The organism is Acinetobacter sp. NIPH 542 (genome assembly GCF_000369825.1).
GTDB lineage: Bacteria > Pseudomonadota > Gammaproteobacteria > Pseudomonadales > Moraxellaceae > Acinetobacter > Acinetobacter oleivorans.
The window spans coordinates 59,611-83,234 of record NZ_KB850206.1; the positions used below are offsets into that span (position 1 = coordinate 59,611).

Sequence of the window (23,624 nt, forward strand, 5' to 3'; positions counted from 1 at the left end):
TCTAAAATTTTTAAAAATTTAAGAACAAGAGAGATGTTTTTCCCGATAGTGTAGCGGTGATAAATCTGTCCAGCGTCGAAAAGCACGGGTAAAACTACTCACATCGGTAAAGCCAAGAATATAGGCAATTTCGGTAATATTGTGGCTTGAATTTTTGATATAAGACAAAGCGAGTTCGTGCCGTGTATTGTCGAGTAGCTCGCTATAAGAGGTATTTTCTGCCGATAGCTTACGTTGCAGACTGCGTATACTTAAGCCTAAACTTTTCGCAACGTCTTGCTGTTGAAAGTCACCTGTAGATAATTTTTCAATGAGTTTTACTTTCACACGAGCCAATATATTTTCTTTATCAAACCGAGCGAGATAACGATTAATAATCTCATCATATTCTTGGGTGAGGCTAGGATTCCCACCATCTAAAGGCTGCTCTATGGTGGCTGTGTCAAACACAATCATGTCTTTGGGTGCATTAAACACAATCGGGGCTTTTAAAATACTCTGAAAAGTTTCCAGATCTTCTGGCTCTGAGCGTCTTAATTCAATGCGTAAGGGCGAAAAAACAGAACCTTGTAACGCACGACTTGAACGAATAAAAACAGAGATAAAAGCATCGATAGATTCGGGTTGAACTTCATCGGGAACATGAATAACGAAATAATGATTTTTTCCCTCGCCATAAAACTCAAGTTCGGGAATGTCGGTCACTATGCGGAAGTAACGAATAATTCTTAAAAACATTTCTTTTAGTGTGGTGCTGGTAATGAGTGAATGGCCCAACACATGAAATGTATTTTGGTTGACTTGGCTGGCAACTTTAAGGCCAAAGCACGAGTCTTGAGTCGCTTGAACGGCTAATTTCCATAAAGTTGCTGTGTTTTTTAATGAATAGCGTGCATCAGGATCATTTAGGGCCTGAACATCTAAACCTGCTTGTTTTAATAAAGGTTGGCTATCCACACCTGCTTTCTCAAGCGCTTTTTGAATCGCTTTAACCCAGCTAGCCAATGCCGTTGCTGTCTGTGGCATGTTATGTCCTATAACTTGTGACTCATATTCCTGTGAGCAGTATAAAAGATTCAAAACTAAAAAATCTTTTGTTTGTTTTGAATCTTACTATTTTGGCATCCATAGCCAATAGATTGGCGTTTCGAGCTAAGCGTACAAAGGTAGATATAAATAAAGTAGGGACATGAGAAAACTGAGGAATAACGGATGACCTACATATATAAAAATCCTGCTGGAATGAGCGATAGCGAAAAAACGGAACACATTAAAAAAGTGGTCACAGCGGAAGGCGTGGCTTTACGCAAGCGCCATCCCATTTTGAACCATCAAAACGCAATAGGGGCGATGATTCTATTTGTTTCCCTTGTTGGAATGATTGCTACAGCCTTTCTTTATATCAATCATCAGCTTTCAGCTTGGTTCGCAATTCCAATTATTGCGTTTTTTGCATCTCTTACACATGAGTTAGAACACGACCTCATTCACTGGATGTATTTTAGAAAAAAACCATGGGCACATCATTTAATGATGGGATTAGTGTGGTTAGCTCGCCCAAGTACCATTAACCCATGGAAACGCCGTGAGCTTCATTTTAATCACCATAAAAATTCAGGCACTGAAGTTGATTTAGAAGAAAGAGCGCTCACCAATGGAGAGCAGTGGAGCATACGCCGACTCGTCGCCATCGGTGATAATGGCTTTGCAGTTTTGCTACGCATTATTGCTGCAAGCAATTGGACTGTTAGAAAAGTTATTTTTAAACGTGCGTTCTTAGCTTATTTTCCACTTGGAATTATTCATTGGTCTCTTTGGTATATCTTCTTAGGTTTCCATGCAGTTGATATGGTTTCAAGCTTGGCAAATGCACCGATTTCGTGGTCAGCTACAACCCTAAATGTTATGCATGTGATTAATATTCTGACTGTGGTGTGGATTGCGCCAAATGTGCTGCGTACCTTCTGCCTGCACTTTGTGACAAGCAACATGCATTACTACGGTGATGTTGAATTGGGTAATGTCATTCAACAAACTCAAGTGTTAACACCGTGGTGGATGATGCCGTTCCAACTCTTTTGCTTTAACTTTGGTTCGACACATGCCATCCATCATTTTGTGGTGAAAGAACCATTCTACATTCGACAAATGACCGCGCCCGTTGCCCATAAAGTCATGCGTGATATGGGAGTACGGTTTAACGATGTCGGAACCTTTAAAAGAGCAAATCGTTGGAATGTAAATAATTTATCTGAATCGAATACTTAACAAATAGATTCTTAACTCGCTTGAATGGACTGAGTTCTGTACACAGGACTCAGTCCACACTCTACAGTTTCTTAAAAATTAAAAAGTTTTACTGAAACTTAGTAAAAAGCAGAATCACGCCTAAAACACATAAAATTGAACCAATCACCTTATTAATTTGCACTTGCTTGGCTAACATTTTCTGTCTCAATAGCATGGAAGAGAAAAGCACAGCCACAAGTGAAAACCATATGCAATGCGCAAATGACATAAAAAAGCCATAAGCCAAAAGAATGGTTTTAGGCGTGGTTAAGCTCACAATTTGGGTATAGGTACTAATCACAAATAGTGTGGTTTTAGGGTTCAGGGCATTGGTAAAAAAGCCGTATTTTATGGCTTGCAAACTACCTATAGCAGTTAAAGCAGCAGTGTCTAAAACAGGTTTTTGAGTAAAGGTTTTATAGCCAATGTAGATCAGGTAAAGCGCACCAATGTACTTAACAATATTTAAAATTTGCGGCGTATAAGTCATCACAAAGGCAACGGCAACTAACGTATAGGTTACATGTACCAACACGCCAAGCGATATCCCGAGTGAAGTGAACACACCTATTCTTCTACCGTACAGATAACTATTTTTGGTGACAATCGCAAAGTCAGCTCCGGGACTTACCACTGCCAAAATCGTAATTAAAATAACCGCAATAAACTCTGCCATTATCTTGTACCCTCACTGAAAACGAGGGAGTTCATCTGTACTTTTTGGAATGCATGTAAGAGAGCGAAAACACTACTTAAAGCTGCTATTATTTTGGTGAGAAAGATTGGCGCTTTACATTTGCGAAGATAGATATCGATATTCAATATGTTTTTCATCATCTAAAATGGGGTTTAATCAAGATGATTTTTATTTTGAACAGAAACCTAGAAATAAAAATCGATAAAAACGACTACACATTTATGAGTTTTTGGAATGATTGAAAGAATATCGCTGAATTCATTAAAATTTTTCTATTTTGTGGCGAAGTATGGCAGCGTCACTTTAGCTGCAAAGAAATTATTTGTGACGCAAAGTGCGGTTAGTAAACAGATTTATAATTTAGAAGAAGCTTTAAATACGCCTTTGTTCGATCGAAAAAATAAAACACTTGTGATGACCGAGCAGGGCGAAATTTTATTGAGTTGTTGCCATCAGGTTTTTGGTCAACTCGATGAATGTTTAATAGAACTCAGCCAGCCTAAAACTCACAATAAACAACTGGTCTTGTCGTGTGAACCGACTCTTTCCATGAAGTGGCTTATTCCACGGCTCTCAAAATTTAAAAAGCTCGGTCATGATTTTGAGGTTGTGCTACTTACTGCAGGCGGCGTGGTCGATTTTGAAAAAGATAATATTGATATAGCGATTCGCAGAAATGATTTTGATTGGGGAGAGCATATTTACAGCGAAAAAATTGCCGATGAATATATGGCTCTAGTTCAAGCAACCAAACATTCGGACACAAACGACTTACTCATTTCGACTTCTAGACCGAATTTTTTCAAAAGTATGAGCCGCATTGCTGAGTTAAAGCAAAGCTTAAAAAGCTATACCAAAGTTGAACTCGAACATTTTTATTTATGTTTAGAAGGTTGTTTGGCTGGACTCGGCGCAACGGTCATCTCAATTTATATGATTGAAAAAGAGCTTGAGTGGAACTTACTGCAAAAAATTTCACCTGTTATACAAGATAATTCAGCCTATTTTTTACTTTCTCATAGTACTTTTGAGGAAGATCCACGGACGATTATATTTTTAGAATGGCTAAAAGCAGAGATGAATGAGAGTCAGCATAAATTACTTTAAGTCTAGCCATTCCATCTAAAGCTATATGGTTTAAATTATTGAAATTAATAGTAAATATTTAAAACTATTAAGGCGTTTTATGCACGCCATATATTGAGTTTCTGCTGTCTAAAATTCCCTAAGATGAAAAATATTTAACTTCATACTTCTTTATTAAATCCTAAACATGAATTTCACTCAGTTTTGAATGAGACTAAATCATTTTTATTCATGTTGTGATTGCGGTATAAATCTATTCACGCTCTGAAGCGTTCCAGTCATTCACTTTTGATAAGACCTTAAGGCACAAATCTGACAAGGCTGGAAAGTTTAAAAAGAGCTCGAAATATTTTTAGGTTTATCTCAGAAATTAGGGTACTGATCAAAATGAGTAAAGAATTTACATTTACGATTAAGAGTATTTGTTTCGATGAAAACTATCGTCCAGCAGACAATACGCGTATTACAACCAACTTTGCTAACTTAGCGAGAGGGATGAGCCGTGAAGAGAATCTGCGCAACACTTTACAGATGATCGACAATCGTTTTAATGCCTTAGCTCATTGGGACAACCCTAAAGGTGACCGCTACGGCGTTGAACTTGAAATCATTTCAGTTGAAATGAATATTGATGCCGAAAACCGAGCAAGCGGGCTTCCTTTAATCGAAATATTGAAAACCAATATTGTTGATAAGAAAACCAATGAACGCATCGAAGGTATTGTAGGTAACAACTTCTCATCTTATGTGCGTGACTATGACTTTAGTGTGCTGTTGTTAGATCACAACAAAAACAAGTCTACTTTTAGCACGCCAGAAAAGTTTGGTGAATTGCACGGTAACTTGTTTAAGAGCTTTATTAACTCTGAAACTTACAAAGCCAACTTTAAAAAAGCACCTGTGATTTGCTTAAGCGTTTCAACCACTAAAGAGTATCACCGTACTGAAAACGAACATCCTGTTTTAGGTGTTGAATACAAGCAAGAAGACTATTCACTCACTGATGAATATTTCCAAAAAATGGGCTTAAAAGTTCGCTATTTCATGCCTAAAAACAGTGCTGCACCTTTGGCGTTCTATTTTACTGGTGATTTGCTGAGTGATTACACCAACCTTGAGTTGATCAGCACCATCAGCACCATGGAATCGTTCCAAAAGATTTACCGCCCTGAAATTTACAACGCAAATTCAGTGGCTGGACAGTCTTATCAGCCAAGCTTAAAGAACCAAGATTACTCACTTACTCGAATTGTGTATGACCGTGAAGAACGTAGCCGCCTCGCTATTGAGCAAGGGAAGTTTGTTGAAGAGCAATTTATCAAACCATACCAAGCGATTCTTGAGCAGTGGTCTGCTAATTACGCTCTTAACTAATCAACATATAGGTCATTGATCATGAAAAAATTACTACCGACTTCAACTGCTGGCAGCTTACCTAAACCGTGTTGGCTTGCAGAACCTGAAAAGCTTTGGTCACCTTGGAAACTCGAAAACGAAGGTCTACTTGAAGGTAAAAAAGATGCTTTACGTTTAGCGTTGCACGAACAGCGCCTTGCTGGCATCGACATTGTGAGCGATGGTGAACAAACCCGCCAACACTTTGTGACCACGTTTATTGAACACTTAAATGGCGTAGATTTTGAGAAGCGCGAAACAGTTCGAATTCGTGACCGTTACGATGCAAGTGTGCCATCTGTTGTAGGTGCGGTGTCTCGTCAAAAGCCTGTGTTTGTTGAAGATGCTAAGTTTTTACGTCAGCAAACTGATCAACCAATTAAGTGGGCATTACCTGGCCCAATGACCATGATTGATACACTTTACGATGGTCACTACAAGAGTCGTGAAAAACTTGCTTGGGAATTTGCTAAAATTTTGAACCAAGAAGCGCGTGAGTTAGAAGCTGCTGGTGTAGATATTATTCAGTTTGATGAACCAGCATTTAACGTATTCTTTGACGAAGTAAATGATTGGGGCGTTGCGACATTAGAGCGTGCAATTGAAGGTCTTAAGTGTGAAACTGCGGTCCACATTTGCTACGGTTACGGCATTAAAGCCAACACTGACTGGAAAAAGACATTAGGTTCGGAATGGCGCCAATACGAAGAAGCTTTCCCGAAACTGCAAAAATCTAACATCGATATCATCTCGTTAGAATGTCACAACTCACATGTGCCTATCGATTTACTCGAACTCATTCGCGGTAAAAAAGTAATGGTTGGCGCAATTGATGTCGCATCTAACCAGATTGAAACTCCAGAAGAAGTAGCTAACACTCTTCGTAAAGCGCTTCAGTTTGTAGATGCTGACAAGCTTTATCCTTGCACAAACTGTGGCATGGCACCTCTTTCTCGTGAAGTGGCACGTGGCAAGTTAAATGCCTTAAGTGCAGGTGCAGAAATCGTTCGTAGAGAACTTACGGGTTTTGAACTCTCTGCTTAATATTTACCAATAAGTGGTATAAAGGGTTACTTTTTTGATGGCAGTTGATAATCAAACAAGTAACCCTCATTTTACTTACTACATGTCGTTCTAATCAGAACGCATGTTGATAAAGTACCTTCCTGATGGAGTTGGGCGGTATAGCAAACACTCAGGACAAGGTACGATTCAATTTAGGAATAATGTCATGGTTCAAGCAACAGACTTTAGAAATGCAATGTCTTTACTCACAAGTGCGGTTAGTGTTGTGACTACGGCAGGCATGTCTGGCCGTTTTGGATTTACTGCCTCTGCTGTTTGTAGTGTGACTGACACACCTCCGACATTATTGGTATGTATGAACCAATCTGCGAGTTCACATGCACATTTCCTAGATAACAAAATCTTAACTGTGAATGTTTTAGGCGCACACCACGAACATATTTCAAAAGCATTTTCATCTAAGCTCACGCCAGAAGAACGCTTTAAACATGGCGAATGGATTGAGTTAGAAACAGGTTCACCTGTGTTAGATGATGCTTTGGTCAGTTTCGATTGCGAGATTGAACAAATTCAACAAGTCGGCACACACACTATTCTTATTTGTCCGATTGTTGCGATTAAACAAAGCCAGCATGATCAAAGCTTGGTTTATTTTAATCGTGCTTATCACCAAGTGGGGCAGACGGAAATTGTCTAATTCCACTTTTTATAAAATTTAAAATAATAATTTAATAAATCTAAAAAATAGTAATAAATTTAATAACTTACGTTATTTTTAATATTGACACAAGCAGTCTTCCAAATTATTCTCGTCTGCTTACCGCTATGGTAGGACGAGAGGGAGACGCTTTGTGCGTACTGGGTTCTTGGGACAGTCTGTCAACTTCCTTTCGTTCTGCTGCCATTATTTGAAAATGATTGGTGGAAACTTCTCTATTATGGCGAAATGAAAGAAGGACGCCTCGTGCGTACTGGGTACTCGAAGCCAGTCTGTTAACCTTCTTTCGTTTCGCCGCCATTATTTGATATTTATAAAATGAAATATAATATCTAAAATAATAGTTAAGTTAATCTAATGAAAAATAATAATAAATTTAAATACTTGTCATAAAAGCTACATTGACACCTACCAACTCTCGGATTATCCTTTGCCTGCTGGCCACATTGCCAGCCGGTTTTAGCAGACCGTATAGTAAGAGCATCAGATTATTCCTTCTGAGGAGTAGTCTTATGTGTTCAATCGTCCCTCGCTCGTTGCGGTAGGACGAGTGAGGGACACCTTCGGGTGTGCTGATTTCTTACTATCAGTCTGCTAACCCTTGCTCGTTCTGCCACCATAATTCCAAATGAATGCTTTGGCAGAACTCCCAAAATCAGGAGTTGGCTATGCACATCCATTATTTCTTGGCACTCATTGCCAAAAGCTATAACGACACAGCTTAAAAATTTAAAGCAGCTTGAACGCCATAAGGTTTTCAGGCTTTAGTCATTTTTACTTAAAACTTAGCAAAACAAAACTTGAGATATGCCAAGCACTATCTTACGGCTTTGCTGTGCCTTTTTTTCTCCCAGAAAGGGCACAGTCTTTTTATCTCAGCGAGACATAACAACCTATTTTTATAATGGTAAAACTATGCCAACTTTAGAATCGGCTTCAAAAAAATTAAAAGTTATTCATAGCGCAGTAGATCTATTTAATCTCTATGGATTTCACAACACGGGCGTAGACCTGATTGCCAAAGAAACTAAAATTCCGAAAGCCACGCTTTATAACTACTTTCACTCGAAAGAAAAGCTCGTTGAAACCTGCATAAGCTTTCAAAAAAGCCGCTTGAAAGAAGAAGTGCTGGCAATTGTCTATTCACACCGCTATCCAAAACCAAGCGATAAACTTAAAGAAATTGTGCGCTTACATGTTGATGTAAATAGCCTTTATCATCTTTTGTTTAAAGCCATATTTGAAATAAAACAGCTTTACCCAAGCGCTTACCGCATGGCAGTTGAATATCGAAAATGGCTACTTCGAGAGCTTTTTGATTTGGTCTTTAGTCTAGAAACTAATGCATTCACCCCCGATGCCAACATGGTTTTAAACCTAATTGATGGCTTGATGCTACAGGTTTTAAGTTCAAATAGTGTGGATGAACGGGATGTGGTGTTGGAGAGGTTTTGGGGGAGGGGATAAAGGGGTAAAGTTATTTAGTTAAATTTGATCCTATATTTCGAGAAATTTCCTTAATGAGAAATTTTGTTTATATAGCTAATATAGGTTAAAACTTGATAAGTATTTAGTCTTATTAGCTTGACTATTTATATTATTTTATATATTTAATTTTAATGGATTTTTGAGTTTTAGTTGTGTTCGGTAGTTATTAATTAAATTAATTATTTTCGGGTGGGTTATGATTGAAAGCTTATGTGAGAAAACCGAAACAACTGTTGATCAACATATATTTAGAGTACTTGTTTTACAGGATTCTCATTTTAATACGTTGCGAGATTTATTAATTTCTAAATTACCAGAGTATTATTTAGCATCACGATCATTCCAAAGAACTCTGAATCTTCTAGGGCAAGCAGCAGCTTACGAAAAGCTTAAATTGAAATTTCCTAATTCACGTCAAATTCGATCAGGAGATGTAGGTGAGGTTATCTCAAGTATATATATAGAAGAACATTTAAATTACTTTTTGCCTATCAGAAAGCTCCAATGGCGTGACCATAAAGATATGGCAATGAGAGGAGATGATGTAATTGCTCTTAAATTTGAAGAAGATAATATTAAATTTATTAAATGCGAATCCAAATCTGCAAAAAGTTTAAGCACAGCTACTTTAGTGGAAGCACGTGAAGAACTAGATTCATTTGATGGGAGACCATCTCCTCATTCCATAGATTTTATAATTGAACGTTCATATGAAATCGGAAATGATGATATAGCACAGCAACTTGAAACGTTTATCTATAAAAAATCTATAAAAAATAGTGATGTTAAGCACTTATTGTTTGTCTTAACTAAATCTAATCCAAATCTTCTTCAAAAGACAGCATTTGATAATTATAAGGGAAATTATCCTCAAATTTCTATTGGGCTTAAAGTAGATAAACATGCTGAGTTAATAAATGAAATATTTTTTGGTTTAAATAAAAACTATGAATAATGAACAAATTGATTTACTAATTAAACAAAATTTAGAACCTGATTTTAAAGGTAGATTACTTGATCGAGGTTTATCTAGATCTATGATTTGGAAGGATGGTATCTTGCCAGAAAATGCTCCTCATTTTTCTGAAGATCTATCTTATGATTTACTAACATATGGGTATGCACTTTTATCTCTTGCTATAAAAAGTACTGAGAAAAATGGTGATGTTGAATTGAGATTACAGGCTTTTGAAAAAGCTGCTATTGCATTAATGGTAGTAGTTAATAATGGGGAAGAAGATTATACTCAGCGATCATTTCATATACTTCTCTCTGCATCAGCATATCATTTAGCACACTATTCAGCTAAAGCTTATAGTCTATTGAAAAAATATAATGATTTATATGCACATAATATTTTAGAAAAAGCACTAAGTTTTCTTATTACAAGAGATTTAAAACAATTAACACAAAATATTCCAATTTGGAAACAAGAGAATCAAAAAGATTTAGATAGATTGGCAAATCTTGAAGTAGATTCAAAAGATTCAGCAATGGATAGTATTTCTGCAAATTTGAATTTTATTAATCTCAGTCTAATTAATATATATTTAGAATCCTTATATGAGTTTTTAGATGCTTTAGAGGTGGGGTCGGGAAAAGTCATTGAAAATATTGAAAAAAATCTTAGTTTAAATATTTCAATTAGTCAGGAATATAATTTTCTAGAAGAATGGTGGATTTTTAGAATAACTAAGTACCTATTGAGAGATTTATGGTTTCAAACATATCATCATATTCTACCTATTAGGGATAATGACACGAATTGGTCAAAATTAAGATATAAATTTATTAAAAACTTACTTAAAAAGAAGAATGCAGAGATAGATTTATGGCCTTCACAAATTGAAGGAGCAAAAAGTGCAATAAATGATTCAGAAAATTTAATTGTATCTTTGCCAACAAGTTCTGGCAAAACTAGGATTGCAGAGTTATGTATTTTAAGAGCATTATCACAAAATAAAAAAGTTATTTTTATTACACCTTTGAGAGCTCTTTCTGTTCAAACAGAAATTACATTAATGAATACATTTAAAGATATGGATATTAAGGTTTCATCGCTTTATGGGGGGCAGAGCTTATATGGTTTCCAGAAAAACCAGTTTGAAGATAGTGAAATTTTAATAGGAACACCTGAAAAATTAGACTTTATCTTAAAAAATGATCCTGTTTTATTAAATGATGTGGGCTTAGTTGTTTTAGATGAGGGCCATATGTTAGGGCTTGGAGGTAGGGAAATAAAATTTGAAGTTTTAGTGCAAAACTTACTTAATAGACCTGACTCTAACTTACGAAGAATCGTTTGCTTATCTGCTATTTTACCTAGTGGATCTGAATTAGATGATTTCGTTGATTGGATAAGCCATCCAAGTGAAGGAAAAGCAATTAGTTCAGATTGGAGACCAACAGATCTGCGTTTTGGAGAAATATATGGTACTAATGAATCAAATAGCTATAGATTAGATTTTACAATAGGTGAGCAAAATCCATTTATCCCTAAATTTATTGAAAAAAGATTAGTAAGATCAAGAGTTAATTTTCCAAATAATTCTCAAGACCTAACTCTCACGGCTGCACATAAATATATTAATGATAAACAAAGTATCCTTATCTATTGCCCAGAAAAAAAATCAGTAAATTCCTTAGCTAAAAGATTAATTAAAATTCATGATCTCAATTATTTAAATTTTGATCTTGGTAAAATTCAAAGCCCCTATTACTTTTCTGCCTTAAGCCAAGGTGAAGAACTATTAGGAGAAAATCATATAGCAATACTGTGTTTAAAGCTTGGAATTGTAATACATCATGGAGGGCTACCAAAAGATTACCGTACAGCGATAGAGCTTTTAATTAAACACTCTCGTGTTAGCTTAATCATCTCATCTCCAACTTTAGCACAAGGACTAAATTTACAAGCAAATATTGTATTGTTTAATTCTATTTTTCGTGCAGGGCAACTTATTCCATCATCTGAATTCAGAAATGTTATTGGTCGAGCGGGAAGATCGTTTGTCGATTTACAGGGAATTGTTCTATTTCCGAACTATGGACATATCCTTAGTAAAACGAAAAATTGGAATTCATTAATACGTGATAAAGATAAACTAACATTAAATAGCGGCTTAGGATTATTAATAGTTCAATTAATTTTGAGAATCGCTAATAGTTTAAAAGAAAATAATATTTATACTATTTATGAATATATTGTTAATTCAAATTATGCCTTTGATTTCCCTCAAGTCGCTTTTGAAAATCAGGATGCCGTGACGGAAGCTAACGTGAAATGGAAAGAATATCTGGGTTTATTGGATTATTCAATAATAAATCTAATTGGAGATGAAGAGGTTGCTATAGAAAATGTGGCTGAATTTGTTGATATTTTATTAAAGAACTCCTTTCTTTATAAGCAAATTAGACATCTTTCAAATGAAAAGCAAATGCTGATTAAATCATTTGTACAAAAGCGTTCAGAATATTTATGGAAAACTACTACTTATAGCTCAAGGCAACAATTATACTTTTCTGGAGTAAGCTTAGATACAATTAATAATAATGATAAAATTATTAATGATATTTTAAATAAAATTAATGAAATAGATACTTTGCTAATTGTGGATGAGTTTAATTACTCAATTTTGAGTAAAAAATTAATTCAACTTGCTGAGTTAGTTTTTTCTATATCTGAATTCACTCCTAAGAAAATTCCAGAGCATTGGGATAAAATATTATACAATTGGTTGAATGGTCTTAATTATTTAGTAGGCTTTGATGTTGATGTGGCAGTTGATTTTATTGAAAAAAATATTTCTTACAACTTTATAATGGCTATTGAATTCTTTAAGGCAAGATGTAGTTTACTTTCTGAGTATATAATTGAACAGTCTACATTTGATTATATTAGTCAAGTTTTTGAATATGGTGTATTAGATAGGAATGCTTTATTTTTAATAGGATTAGGTTTGAAATCTAGAGTTAAAGCAAATGAAATTTCTCGCTTTATAAACTTTCCAAGCGCTGGAAAATTACTCAAGTGGTTGAATCAAGCTGACTTTGATAGCTTTATTGATACTTTTGGTCAAGAAAATACACAGATACTCAAAAATTTTGCTTCTAATATCAAGAATACATTATTAGAAAAAGAAGATAGAATCCTTCGGAATATATATGTTAATTGGAAAGAGATAGATCCATTGGATTATATGTTTACGAATATTAAGTTGCTTAATATAGATAGTATTACATATTTAATTTCTAGGAAAGCACAAGTTGTTGGTAGCTTTAATTTTAATTTGAATTTAGATTTAATGTCAGAAATATTTGTTTATATTAATTCTGATTTTTCTGTAGATATACGGTATAAGTGTTCCCCTGATGATTCTTTACGAATTGTTAAAAATAGATAAAATTTTTTATTTAGAAATAATAATTAAGACCAGATTATCTATCTGGTCGTGTGAATATAAATAGAATACCAATAACATCTATAAAGTTTTTTCATACTCCACATACCCATCTTCAATTGCAGGAATAATCTCTACAAACTCAAAGTAGGGCACTGTACAAAATTCAGAGTCTCGAATCGCATCAATCACAAAATAATAATCTTGCAGAGATGTCGTCTCAAACACAGCAATATCACTGGCTTTAGTGCTAAACGCTTCAACGTCATACCACCGAACTTTTACAGTTGGGTACTTCTCAAAAATAGGTTCAAGCTTTTGTGTACTAAACTCAGCCCGCTTTTCACGAGCTAAAGCCAACCAAGCAGGTAAAGCTCTTAAATGAATAAAAAAAGTATAAGTTCTAGACATAACCACTCCATGACTGGGCCGAGTTGTAGTTCAACCGAAAAGACTGTATTTGCTTGTCATCTCAACATGACTCAGTCAGTATATGAGTGATTACTCACATTAAATACTCGCATTTCGGCCCATGTCAGAAACACTTCCAGACCCACGCAAACACCCGCGTCAAGCACGCTCAGTGGCTACCTTTGAAGCAATTTTAGAAGCGGCTGCTCGTATTTTAGAGTCATTAGGCTTTGCTGGATTTAACACAAATGCCGTGGCTGAACTTGCTGGCGTAAGCATTGGTAGCCTATATCAATACTTTCCATCTAAAGATGCTTTAATCGTTGAGTTAATTCGACGTGAGCGTATTAAACTCTCAAGTTGTATCGTTGAAGCCATTCAGCAAAATGACGCCGCAGACCTAAAAGAAAAATTAAAACTCGTCATATATTCCGCTGTGCAACATCAATTGAGCCGTCCGCAGTTGGCACGAACATTAGAGTTTGCTTCTGAACTCATTGGAAAAGACATTGAGGAAAGTGAGCATCAGTATGAGCTTGAAACCATAATTTCTGATCTGTTTATACGCTCTGGAGTTTCACATGCACAAACAGCCGCACAAGATGTGATTGCTTTAAGCAAAGGAATGATTAACGCGGCAGGCATAGCAGGGGAAAGTGATTTAAAAAATTTACAGCAGCGAGTTGAAAAGGCTGTATTTGGTTATTTGGATTTGAGCTAAAAATCTTTTTTATTTTCCCTCCAGAAGCTTAATTGAAAATAAGTTAAATTTTACTTAATTATTTAGTTTTTCTAATTAATTGCATGTGTGATACTCATTTAACTAAAATAAATAATGATTATTTAGCAGAAGTAATACAATTGTAGTATTTCGTATTGCCATACCCATTACTATGATTAAGAAATATAATTTTAATTAATATAGATAACATTTAAAAATGCTAGATAAAATTAAATGCGACGCCTTTTCGGCCGTTGTTGAAACAGGAAGTTTCGAAAAAGCTGGTAAAAAATTATGTGTATCTCAATCAGCAATTTCTCAAAGAGTTCGATTATTAGAGGAGCGATTAGGGAATGTATTATTAGTTAGAGAAAGACCATGTAAACCAACACCATTTGGAGCTGAGTTATTTGCTTATCTTCAGCGAGCATCTTTATTAGAGAATGTTTTTTTAAAATCAGTCATCAACAATAAATTTAAACCATTACCCATTGCTGCGAGTATAGGTACATTTGAGTCATTGCTTTTCCCTATATTAGCCAAGTACTGTCTTTCTGAGGCTATTACAATAGATGTAAAGATTGATACGCTTTGTAATACCTTCGAACTCTTAAAAAGAGGAGAAGTTCAGGCCTGCATTACTTCAGAATCTGAGATAATTAGAGGGTGTACAAGTGTACATTTAGGTAATATGGTTTATTGTCTGGTTGCCTCAGAGAATTTTATTAATAAATGGTTTAAAAATGGAATTAATAGAGAGAGTCTTCGTTTAGCTCCTTTAGTTTTATTTAATGAAAATGAAAGAATATATTTCGATTTTTTAGAATCTAACTTCGGACTAACAAAATCAATGATTCCTTTTCATATTATTCCTTCGACTGACTCTTATATCTCTGGACTTGCTTGTGATATGGGCTATGGAATAATGCCTATATGCAAAATGAATCAGGATTTATTGAATCAGGGGATAAGGGAAATTTCAAAAGAATATAGAATTAAGATTCCATTATACTGGCATCAGCTCTCTTATCTTTCTCCAGCAGTTTTAATAATGAATGATATTATTATTAAGCACTCAACAACAATCTTGGCTACCGTAGGGAATGAAGATGTTTAAGCATGAGGGTCAAAGTCCAATCGAAATATACAACTCCATGATTGATAATGGTGTTATTCTTGCAGATCCATCTCAGCGACAAGCTATTGAAACATTAGATGAGATTTGGAATAAACTTGAAAACCAGTCTAATCATTTCTTTAGTCCTCAGATTAAAGGTCTATATATGTGGGGGAGTGTAGGAACAGGCAAAACATGGATTATGGATTTATTCTATAACTCTCTTAATTTTAAAAAGAAAATGAGAGTGCATTTTCATCATTTCCTAAAAGATGTTCACAAACAACTTATTGGCTATCGTGGAAATAAAGATCCTTTAACGCTGATCGCTAATGACATAGCAAGCAACTATAAACTGATTTGTTTCGATGAGTTTTTTGTATCAAATGTTGCCGATGCAATGATACTTTCAAATCTATTTAATCTGCTATTTTCAAAGAAAGTGATATTGGTTGCTACCTCGAATATTGATCCGAAAGATCTTTATAAAGATGGCTTAAATCGCGATAGATTTTTAGAGACCATAGATCATATCAATAAGAATTGCACAGTCTTGAAGATCGGTAATCAACTAGATTATAGAACCATAAAAGAAAGCAACTCCAATGATGAGTTCTATAGATTTCCATTAAATGAAGAATCAGAACAATGGCTTCATTCGGTTTACCAACGACTTACAAATAACCAGAAAGAACTCAAGACTCAGATCATGATTAATCATAGATCAGTAGATGTTAAATCTTGTCATGAGAATGTGATTTGGTTCGACTTTGAAGCCATTTGCCGAGAAGCCAGAAGCCCAGCTGATTATATTGAGATCGCTACGCAATATGACTATGTTCTAATCAGTGGAATTGGTGATCTAACAGATAGAATTTATGATACCGTGAGACGTTTTATTTATTTGATTGATGAGCTTTATGATCAAAAAATCAAACTCTACTTTGTTGCCTCACAGCCACTAAATCAATTATATAAAGGTGAGAGACTTAAATTTGAATTTCAAAGAACGTATTCACGATTACAGGAAATGCAAAGCATAAGTTATAACAAGGAACTTCAAGAGCCTGCTTGAATATATGACTATGCTTTGCATGACTAACACGCAGTGGGATTAAGCAAAAAAGTACGATTTTTCTGGAAATTTTGACTTATACCCATTCTGCAAAAATACTTCTAATGCTTGAATAATGTCTGCTTGTTCCTCGGTACTAATTTCCTTTTTTCTATTCTTCTGAAAGTCTTCAATAATATATTGAATGTCAGCGTTATAGTCTTTAATAAAAATCTCTGAACTCAGTCGAGTTTTAGGTTCAATATTGGCGAGTAGGGGTTCTATCTCTTCAATATTTTTAAAAAATTCAATACTAAATTCTCCAATTTGAAGAATGATATAACGGCTTTCAACCTCAATATCTTTATTTGCAAATCTGTGTCTAACATTTGGTGGAATTTGAAAAAAGTCACCCTGATTAACAATATATTTCTGCTTCAAATCTGGTAACTCAACCTGAATAGCACCTTTTGAGCAGTACACAAGATCGGGGATATGAGTATGCCTATGAAATGGAAACAGGCTATCTTTTAAATTGCATAGCACTATCCTAATATCACGGTCATAACAAAACTGATGCATTTCCATTGATCATTTCCTAGTCCGATTAACTAATTTTATAAAGTTGTTCTGGAGTAAATATTGGTTCACTGAGATGCTTTTGAAGCAATTCAACCCAATCAGTCGAGACAGAATCAGCTGCATCAACAATCGCTTTGGAAAAATTGCGTTCATTTTGCCAGTATCGGGTAAGCACACCAAAAGAGTAAAAATACTCCGAGGGCTTTATGGATCCTCTACGGTTTTCCATGAGTTTGTAGGTCTCGAAACCATCCAGCATTAATCCCCCAGTGTTATATTCATCCTCCATATTCGGGACAATATTCTTTTGCTCTAACAATGATTTAACCAATACTGAAGGATGCTTATAGATATCAAAGTCTTGACTGATCGTATTCACTACAAGATCAAAATCAAATGAATACCCCAGATGATCAGTGAGTTGTACACGGCTATCCATTATCTTTAGAGGTTTGCTGTTATAGCCAAGCTTAATTGATTGGAGTAGACCAGCTTCAAAGAGGCATTTCAGCTTTTGTGCATTTTCCAGTGGGATTGGTACGGCAAGACGAATGAATAAATGATCAAACTCTTGGTCGTAGCGTTTTTTATCATGACTACTTAAATAACGGTAAAACTTCATTCTTCGTACTTTAAGAATGATCATATTAATTAAGTCATTAAGCTCTTGGTGCTCCAGATCATATTTCAACTTTTCATAAGCATTTGCAAATTTCAAGTTGCACAAATCATTGAATGACACTTCACCATTCGTTGCATTTTTAAGCTCAAGGTCAAGCAGATGAAGAATATTATCCAGTGATAAAACTTTATTTAAGTGTTGCTGCAACTCAGGAAAAGATTCATGGGTGAAATACTTAAAGTCATAGTTAGGTTTATTGCCTCGTACCGCTGGAAAGTACCCTGAACGACTGACAACATAGGCTTTGAAGTATTCATCTGTCTGTGCCTTCTGATAGCTAGAGAAGGCTCCATTTTCAGTTACAAACGATCCTTCACTAAATAGAGTAATGACCGTATCAACACCACTAGGGCCCATACCACGAACAAGAACATTTGGCTTATGATCTTGTTTTATAATTTGATTAAGTCTCATTAAGACTTTTTGGAAAGGGTATGGTTTCACGAATAAACTGTGCTCGGAGTCTAAACTACTTGCATTCCAGTGCCCGATAGTGAGTAACAGCTTAGAAAATCCTTTTAATTCAATTGTTCGATTTGAGTTTTGATTCTTGATAACTAAATTATAACCGTCTTTAGCTTCATAGCCATCGATAGCTTCATAACCATTGTAAACTTCAACTTTAATGTAATTTGATTTAGCTAACTCTAAGTATTTTTTGAATCTATCATTGAGATAGACACCAAATAAAGCTCTAGGGTAAAAAGCATTAGGATCGGGGAAGACTTGTGGTTCACCAGTCAAAGATTTCTTATAAATTAGATGTGGATAATGATTAATCAGGTGATCTTTATTTTCTTCCATCCAATCCACAAAGTCGTTATCCCAAAGCGACATTGAATGGGCAGGGTTATTACACAGATGACCAGCCAATAATTCATCTTTGTCGTATGGATTCCCATGTCCAATAGATTCACGCATTTCGACAAGAGTGATAGAACATGACTTATGATCAATATCTTGATTCAGTATTTTTTTTACAAAGCTAATGAAGGTACACGTACCTGAGAATCCCATTCCAATGATACAGAACTTTTTCAAAGTAATATCGTCCATAAAAATGTAAATTCAGGAAGTTAAAAATTAACTTCCTGAATAATATGAGTTAGTTCAATTTCTGAAGGGCGTCTTTAATACGTGCTGCGGCTGCTTTTAGAGTCACTGGATCACGTCCACAATTCATACGAATGTAATGTCGGAGGCTATCGATGTTTTCACCAAAATGCATGCCTCCAATAGAAGCAACTTTTGCTGTTTCCAAAAGATATTGATCGGCTGAATCAAATCCTAACTCTTGGATTTTGTCGCCATACTTTGACAAGTCCAAGAATAAGAAAAATCCACCTTCAGGCTCAGTTACTTCTAAACCAGTGCAGCTTTTTAAGTCTTCAATGAAGGTCTGCATGTTCTGTCTAGCCACTACCGCACGTTTCTTTGCAACGTCATCCATGTATTCTTGCATTGCTTCATGCGTAGCAATTTGGGCATAGGTCGAAGCAAATGAGTTTAAGTTAACCTGTACCTTCTCCATAACTTTAATCAGTTTGTCCGAAGCACAAATATATCCAGATCGGTCTCCATGCATTCCATAGGTTTTACCGGGACCAGTAATATAAATAGTGTAGTCCCACATAGAGTGTGTCTGGGCCTTAAACTGCTGCGTAATATTTGAAATGTTTGCAGGCTTAGTATTCAAAATATGTGATTCATAAGGGCAATCAAAAAGCACATAGATTGGGCTTAGACCTTTTGATAAACGTTCGGCATTGGTAGTTAAAATCACTTTCGAAATCGACTCTAAGTCATCACGAGTATAAATTTTGCCAGAAGGGTTTAGACAGTCACCAAGAATGATAATTTTGGTCTTATCTGTAATGGTCTTTTCTAATTCAACTACATCAATCGCTTGGTTATAAAAGTCTTTGACATAGATTGGTTTAGCTTTACCTAAGTGTAATTCAATCATGTCTGCGTAATGGGGCCAGTTTGGTACTGGGTAAATCACTTCATCGTCTGGATTTAGAAGTGTATGAAATACCACGGTGATAGCACCTTTAATACCACCAGGAGTCACCATGATTTCAGTATCTGGGTTGAAGCTGATGTCTCGTAAACGCTTCACACGCTCAGCAATAGACTTTCGTAAGAAAGGAAAGCCTTTAACTGGGGCAAACTCATGGATAATTGCAGCATTATTCGAGATATAACTCTTAACTGCATTATCAATGCCGCTATTAGTCTTTTCATCCAATGTACCAATACTTAAATCAATGACCTGATCATCTGCATTAGATTTTTGATTTAATTCTAAAATTTTCGCCTTAGTTCCGTGTGTAATTGATTCACGTAAATTCAAGGCTGCTTGTGAAATACCTAAGTTTTGCATTATTAGATCTCAAAATCCGTTTTTAATTAAAGTGATACAGCTTGGTTAAACATTGCATTCCACATCTTAAGCTGGGCTTTTAATGTTTCATTCGCACCGAACTTAATCTCATCAAGGTCTTCTTGATCATTACAGTTATTATGGACACACTGTTTAGCATCTTGAGCGTGACGATCTTCGACGCCATTTTCGATATGGGCGTTAAAATAGACTTCAACTTTCTTAACGAATTCATTTGGATCAAGGTTTTTGTTATTAAATCGGAATGCTTCACGGAATACTGTAAGCATCTTATCTGCATGGTTCTCGAGCGCCATGACTGCTCCCAACATGCGAGGATAACTGCCTGTAATCAAACCTTGGATAGTATCTCGATACTGTAATGTCTCTGCGATGATTCGATCACTATTCTTAGCTTGCTGAACCTTCATCTCTGGAAGATTGTATTCTGCAGCGCCAAATACATTGAGCGCATTCTCCATAAATATTTCATGGCACTTGGCCTTTTCACCCATACCTGTTTCTTCACTTAAGATGTGGGTGAATAAGACTAGGGTGTCCATATCATTTTCAAAAGCAGATCGTGAACATACATGAGCAATCCCTTTTACTGTCAGCTCTGTACGATAGAAGAAGTTGTCACGAAATAAGATATATGATTCTGGCGTCCAAGACGTAGAAGTTAAATGCTTGAAATAATTGTTTTGGAAAATTTCATGATCATCCATTTTAGTAATGAATTCATCTAACTCAGCACTGATAGTTCCTTTACAATCAACATTTCCATTGATGATTACTTTAGAGTTCATTCTTGAATTATCCTTTTATAATAAAAATTATTTTTACAGCGAAATTTTTATAACAAAGAAATAATCAAAAAAAATGAGTATTAAATATTTTAATGTTTGATAAAATTATCTAATATTTGTGTGATGATTTATATTTTCGTGTAGTTTGACTTGGTTAAAAATCAAAAATGGAATTTTAAATGTATCTTTTAGAATATTTTTCAGTGCTGCAACTTTCGATAATGTTAATAACAATAGTTTTTTCTTATATTATTTTTGGAATGGTGGGTTTTGGAACTGCGTTAATTGCGAGTCCTGTATTACTTAACTTTTTACCTCTCTCACAAATTATTCCACTATTAGCCTTACTAGATATGTTCGCTGCCATTTCAAATGTCATTAAAGATGGTAAGAAGGCAGACTTTTCTGAATTAAAATTTCTAATCCCACTTATGTTTGTCGGTAGTTTTCTTGGCTTTATACTACTGATGAGAGTTAATGCAAGTTACGCACTTCTAGCATTTGGCATATTTACTCTTTTATATGCTATTTACTCATTAAGTGGCTTTAAACCACACAAAAAACTAGAGAAAAAATTTGTTTTTCCTTTTGGGTTATCTGGTGGTTTCTTAGGAGCTATGTTTGGTAGCGGTGGGTTTTTATATGCGATTTATCTTAACGGGCGAATCGAAACCCCAGAAAAAATCCGCGTCACTCAAACTACATTAATTGGGTGCAGTACGGTTTTTCGAGTCATTCTATTTACTACAGCAGGTGTGTACTTTTCGGATAATTTATTTTCACTTGCGCTTCTGTTTATTCCATCCATGTTGATAGGTGCATTCATTGGCAAGCGAATTACACTTAAATTGTCTAAACAACAATTCTTGAAGATTATTAATGTCATTGTACTGCTATCTGGAATCTCTATTATTGTTAAATATGCTTTAACAATATAGATTCATTATTTTTAGTTTCTAAACTAATTGATTTAGATGTTAATAATTTCAATCTTAAATTTATTCTATTTGTTTTAATAATGAAGGGTAAGATACATATATTGCTTTGTAGGAAATATTAATCAATACCTTGATACCTATAGTGAAATAAAACCAATTAATAAATACCCAGTTATAATTTTTGATTTTAATGGTGTGTAGTGGGTTCTGACAAAACTAACTATAGACGCACTAAACTTTGCATTAAGCTTATTTAAAATTAATTTAAGTGAGAAAGTCACAGGAGATAAGTATAGGGGAGTCAATTTAGTAAGATTGCTAAAGATTGATACAGACCTGAACGTGATGTGCGCGAGATACAACAAGAGATAGCCAATAAAAAACCGCTATAGATAGCGGTTTTTTATTTAGCAGATGCTTAAACTTACCAGCTTAACGCACCACCAGTTTGGTAGTCAGTTACGCGAGTTTCAAAGAAGTTCTTCTCTTTGCGTAAGTCCATCATCTCAGACATCCACGCAAATGGATTGGTTACACCAGCAAATTGCTCTGGTAAACCTAACTGAGATAAACGGCGGTTACAGATGAATTTCAAATATTCTTCCATCATGCTTGCGTTCATACCCAATACACCACGTGGCATTGTGTCACGCGCATATTCGATTTCAAGCATTGTGCCTTCAACAATCATTTGAACCACTTCTTGTTGGAACTCAGCGCTCCAAAGGTGAGGGTTCTCAATCTTGATTTGGTTAATCATGTCGATACCAAAGTTCAAGTGCATAGACTCATCACGCAAGATGTATTGGAATTGCTCAGCAACACCGTTCATCTTGTTACGACGACCCATACTCAAAATTTGAGTAAAGCCACAGTAGAAGAAGATCCCTTCAAGAACACAGTAGAATGCAATCAGGTTACGAAGTAAACGCTGGTCGTTTTCAGGTGTGCCTGTGTGGAAATTAGGGTCAGTTAAAGATTGAGTATACTTTAATCCCCATGCTGCTTTACGCGCAACAGATGGAACTTCACGGTACATGTTGAAGACTTCGCCTTCATCCATACCTAAAGATTCGATACAGTATTGGTAAGCGTGAGTGTGAATTGCTTCTTCAAATGCTTGACGCAAAATGTACTGACGGCATTCGGGGTTAGTAATGTGGCGGTAAATTGCCAATACTAAGTTGTTTGCAACCAAAGAGTCCGCAGTCGAGAAGAAACCTAAAGAACGCATAACAATCGTACGCTCATCTTCAGTTAAGCCGTTTTCAGACTTCCAAAGCGCGATGTCTAGGTTCATGTTTACTTCTTGCGGCATCCAGTGGTTTGCACACCCGTCAAGATACTTCTGCCAAGCCCACTCATATTTAAATGGAACAAGCTGGTTCAAGTCCGCACGACAGTTAATCATTGCCTTGTCGTCAACTTGAACACGTTGCGCGCCCATTTCTAGCTCTTCAAGGCCAGGGGCAACGTCTAAGTGTTCTAAGGCTGCAGAGGCTCTAGCCACCGTATCGGAGGCAACTGTTGGTCGCACGGAATGGGTTCCAGCGGATTGTGGAGCTGCCACGCTCTGCGATGATGACTGCGCAGCAGATACATTCTGCGAATCAGACGTTTTTTCCGGTTGGATGGGCGCAGACTTGTGTTCAGGTGCAGCCGGTTTTTGCGAATCATCTTCAAAATCGTCCCAACTAAGGATAGACATTTTTGTTCTCTCTTCGTTGTGTATATCTATATTTGACATCTCTTAAACGAAGATGTCCCTACTATACGCTTTTAATGTGTAAACAAAATTAAGTTTTATTGATGCATGACCAAATTT

General features: G+C 35.6%; 20 protein-coding genes. 12 read left to right on the forward strand and 8 right to left on the reverse strand.

Translation table 11 applies throughout. The features are described 5' to 3' along the window. Window positions 1-18: 18 nt before the first annotated feature. Window positions 19-1,026 (reverse strand): AraC family transcriptional regulator, encoded by a 1,008-nt coding sequence (locus tag F886_RS05930; RefSeq protein ID WP_005302922.1) that lies wholly within the window; start codon window positions 1,024-1,026, stop codon window positions 19-21. Window positions 1,027-1,242: 216 nt separating this feature from the next. Here F886_RS05930 and F886_RS05935 point away from each other — a divergent pair, with 216 nt between their 5' ends. Beyond that, window positions 1,243-2,268 (forward strand): fatty acid desaturase, encoded by a 1,026-nt coding sequence (locus F886_RS05935; protein WP_081402210.1) that lies wholly within the window; start codon window positions 1,243-1,245, stop codon window positions 2,266-2,268. Between the two features lie 88 nt (window positions 2,269-2,356). Here F886_RS05935 and F886_RS05940 read toward each other — a convergent pair whose 3' ends face one another. Further along, the gene (locus F886_RS05940; RefSeq protein WP_005302926.1) at window positions 2,357-2,965 is read right to left on the reverse strand and encodes a LysE family translocator; all 609 of its coding nucleotides are present in this window, start codon (window positions 2,963-2,965) and stop codon (window positions 2,357-2,359) included. Between the two features lie 255 nt (window positions 2,966-3,220). Here F886_RS05940 and F886_RS05945 point away from each other — a divergent pair, with 255 nt between their 5' ends. The 7 genes from F886_RS05945 to F886_RS05975 all read left to right on the forward strand — a co-directional run bounded on the left by F886_RS05945 (window position 3,221) and on the right by F886_RS05975 (window position 13,102). Continuing rightward, entirely contained in the window at window positions 3,221-4,093 is an 873-nt protein-coding gene (locus F886_RS05945) for a LysR family transcriptional regulator (protein ID WP_005302937.1), read from the forward strand. Window positions 4,094-4,459: 366 nt separating this feature from the next. Further along, complete coding sequence (locus F886_RS05950; protein WP_005302940.1) at window positions 4,460-5,446, forward strand: DUF1852 domain-containing protein; 987 nt, start codon at window positions 4,460-4,462, stop codon at window positions 5,444-5,446. Between the two features lie 21 nt (window positions 5,447-5,467). Then, a complete protein-coding gene (locus tag F886_RS05955; protein ID WP_005302942.1) occupies window positions 5,468-6,511 on the forward strand; it encodes a methionine synthase in 1,044 nt (347 codons plus the stop codon). A 187-nt stretch (window positions 6,512-6,698) separates the two neighbouring features. Continuing rightward, a complete protein-coding gene (locus F886_RS05960; protein ID WP_004794389.1) occupies window positions 6,699-7,190 on the forward strand; it encodes a flavin reductase in 492 nt (163 codons plus the stop codon). 936 nt (window positions 7,191-8,126) lie between these two features. Next, window positions 8,127-8,678: a TetR/AcrR family transcriptional regulator gene (locus F886_RS05965; protein ID WP_005302944.1), complete on the forward strand. Its 552-nt coding sequence runs from the start codon at window positions 8,127-8,129 to the stop codon at window positions 8,676-8,678. A gap of 217 nt (window positions 8,679-8,895) precedes the next feature. Beyond that, window positions 8,896-9,654, forward strand: coding sequence for a Hachiman antiphage defense system protein HamA (locus F886_RS05970; protein ID WP_005302946.1), 759 nt, complete (start codon window positions 8,896-8,898; stop codon window positions 9,652-9,654). Continuing rightward, entirely contained in the window at window positions 9,647-13,102 is a 3,456-nt protein-coding gene (locus F886_RS05975; protein WP_005302948.1) for a DEAD/DEAH box helicase, read from the forward strand. The genes F886_RS05970 and F886_RS05975 overlap by 8 nt, the downstream gene beginning before the upstream one ends. Before the next feature lie 78 nt (window positions 13,103-13,180). Here the strand turns inward: F886_RS05975 and F886_RS05980 are convergent, their stop codons facing one another. After that, window positions 13,181-13,510, reverse strand: coding sequence for a darcynin family protein (locus tag F886_RS05980; protein WP_005302950.1), 330 nt, complete (start codon window positions 13,508-13,510; stop codon window positions 13,181-13,183). Window positions 13,511-13,631: 121 nt separating this feature from the next. Here F886_RS05980 and F886_RS05985 point away from each other — a divergent pair, with 121 nt between their 5' ends. The 3 genes from F886_RS05985 to zapE all read left to right on the forward strand — a co-directional run bounded on the left by F886_RS05985 (window position 13,632) and on the right by zapE (window position 16,423). Beyond that, on the forward strand, window positions 13,632-14,231 hold the full coding sequence (locus F886_RS05985) for a TetR/AcrR family transcriptional regulator (RefSeq protein WP_005302951.1): 600 nt from the start codon (window positions 13,632-13,634) through the stop codon (window positions 14,229-14,231). 217 nt (window positions 14,232-14,448) lie between these two features. Then, entirely contained in the window at window positions 14,449-15,348 is a 900-nt protein-coding gene (locus tag F886_RS05990; protein WP_005302952.1) for an ArgP/LysG family DNA-binding transcriptional regulator, read from the forward strand. Next, a complete protein-coding gene (gene zapE / locus F886_RS05995; RefSeq protein WP_005302954.1) occupies window positions 15,341-16,423 on the forward strand; it encodes a cell division protein ZapE in 1,083 nt (360 codons plus the stop codon). The genes F886_RS05990 and zapE overlap by 8 nt, the downstream gene beginning before the upstream one ends. 39 nt (window positions 16,424-16,462) lie before the next feature. On the opposite strand, the gene F886_RS06000 is transcribed toward zapE, so the two are convergent. From F886_RS06000 to F886_RS06015, 4 genes are read right to left on the reverse strand one after another with little or no spacing between them, the layout of a single operon-like run. Beyond that, window positions 16,463-16,990: a cupin domain-containing protein gene (locus F886_RS06000; protein ID WP_005302956.1), complete on the reverse strand. Its 528-nt coding sequence runs from the start codon at window positions 16,988-16,990 to the stop codon at window positions 16,463-16,465. A 19-nt stretch (window positions 16,991-17,009) separates the two neighbouring features. Continuing rightward, window positions 17,010-18,722 (reverse strand): FAD/NAD(P)-binding protein, encoded by a 1,713-nt coding sequence (locus F886_RS06005; protein WP_005302958.1) that lies wholly within the window; start codon window positions 18,720-18,722, stop codon window positions 17,010-17,012. 49 nt (window positions 18,723-18,771) lie between these two features. Beyond that, a complete protein-coding gene (locus F886_RS06010; RefSeq protein ID WP_005302960.1) occupies window positions 18,772-20,052 on the reverse strand; it encodes a pyridoxal phosphate-dependent aminotransferase in 1,281 nt (426 codons plus the stop codon). Between the two features lie 26 nt (window positions 20,053-20,078). Beyond that, window positions 20,079-20,861, reverse strand: coding sequence for an iron-containing redox enzyme family protein (locus F886_RS06015; protein WP_005302962.1), 783 nt, complete (start codon window positions 20,859-20,861; stop codon window positions 20,079-20,081). Window positions 20,862-21,040: 179 nt separating this feature from the next. Here F886_RS06015 and F886_RS06020 point away from each other — a divergent pair, with 179 nt between their 5' ends. Further along, window positions 21,041-21,799, forward strand: coding sequence for a sulfite exporter TauE/SafE family protein (locus tag F886_RS06020; RefSeq protein WP_005302964.1), 759 nt, complete (start codon window positions 21,041-21,043; stop codon window positions 21,797-21,799). 424 nt (window positions 21,800-22,223) lie between these two features. On the opposite strand, the gene F886_RS06025 is transcribed toward F886_RS06020, so the two are convergent. Beyond that, window positions 22,224-23,507 carry a ribonucleotide-diphosphate reductase subunit beta gene (locus F886_RS06025; RefSeq protein ID WP_005302967.1) on the reverse strand — a complete coding sequence of 428 codons (1,284 nt, stop codon included), beginning with the start codon at window positions 23,505-23,507 and terminating at the stop codon, window positions 22,224-22,226. Window positions 23,508-23,624 lie beyond the last annotated feature (117 nt).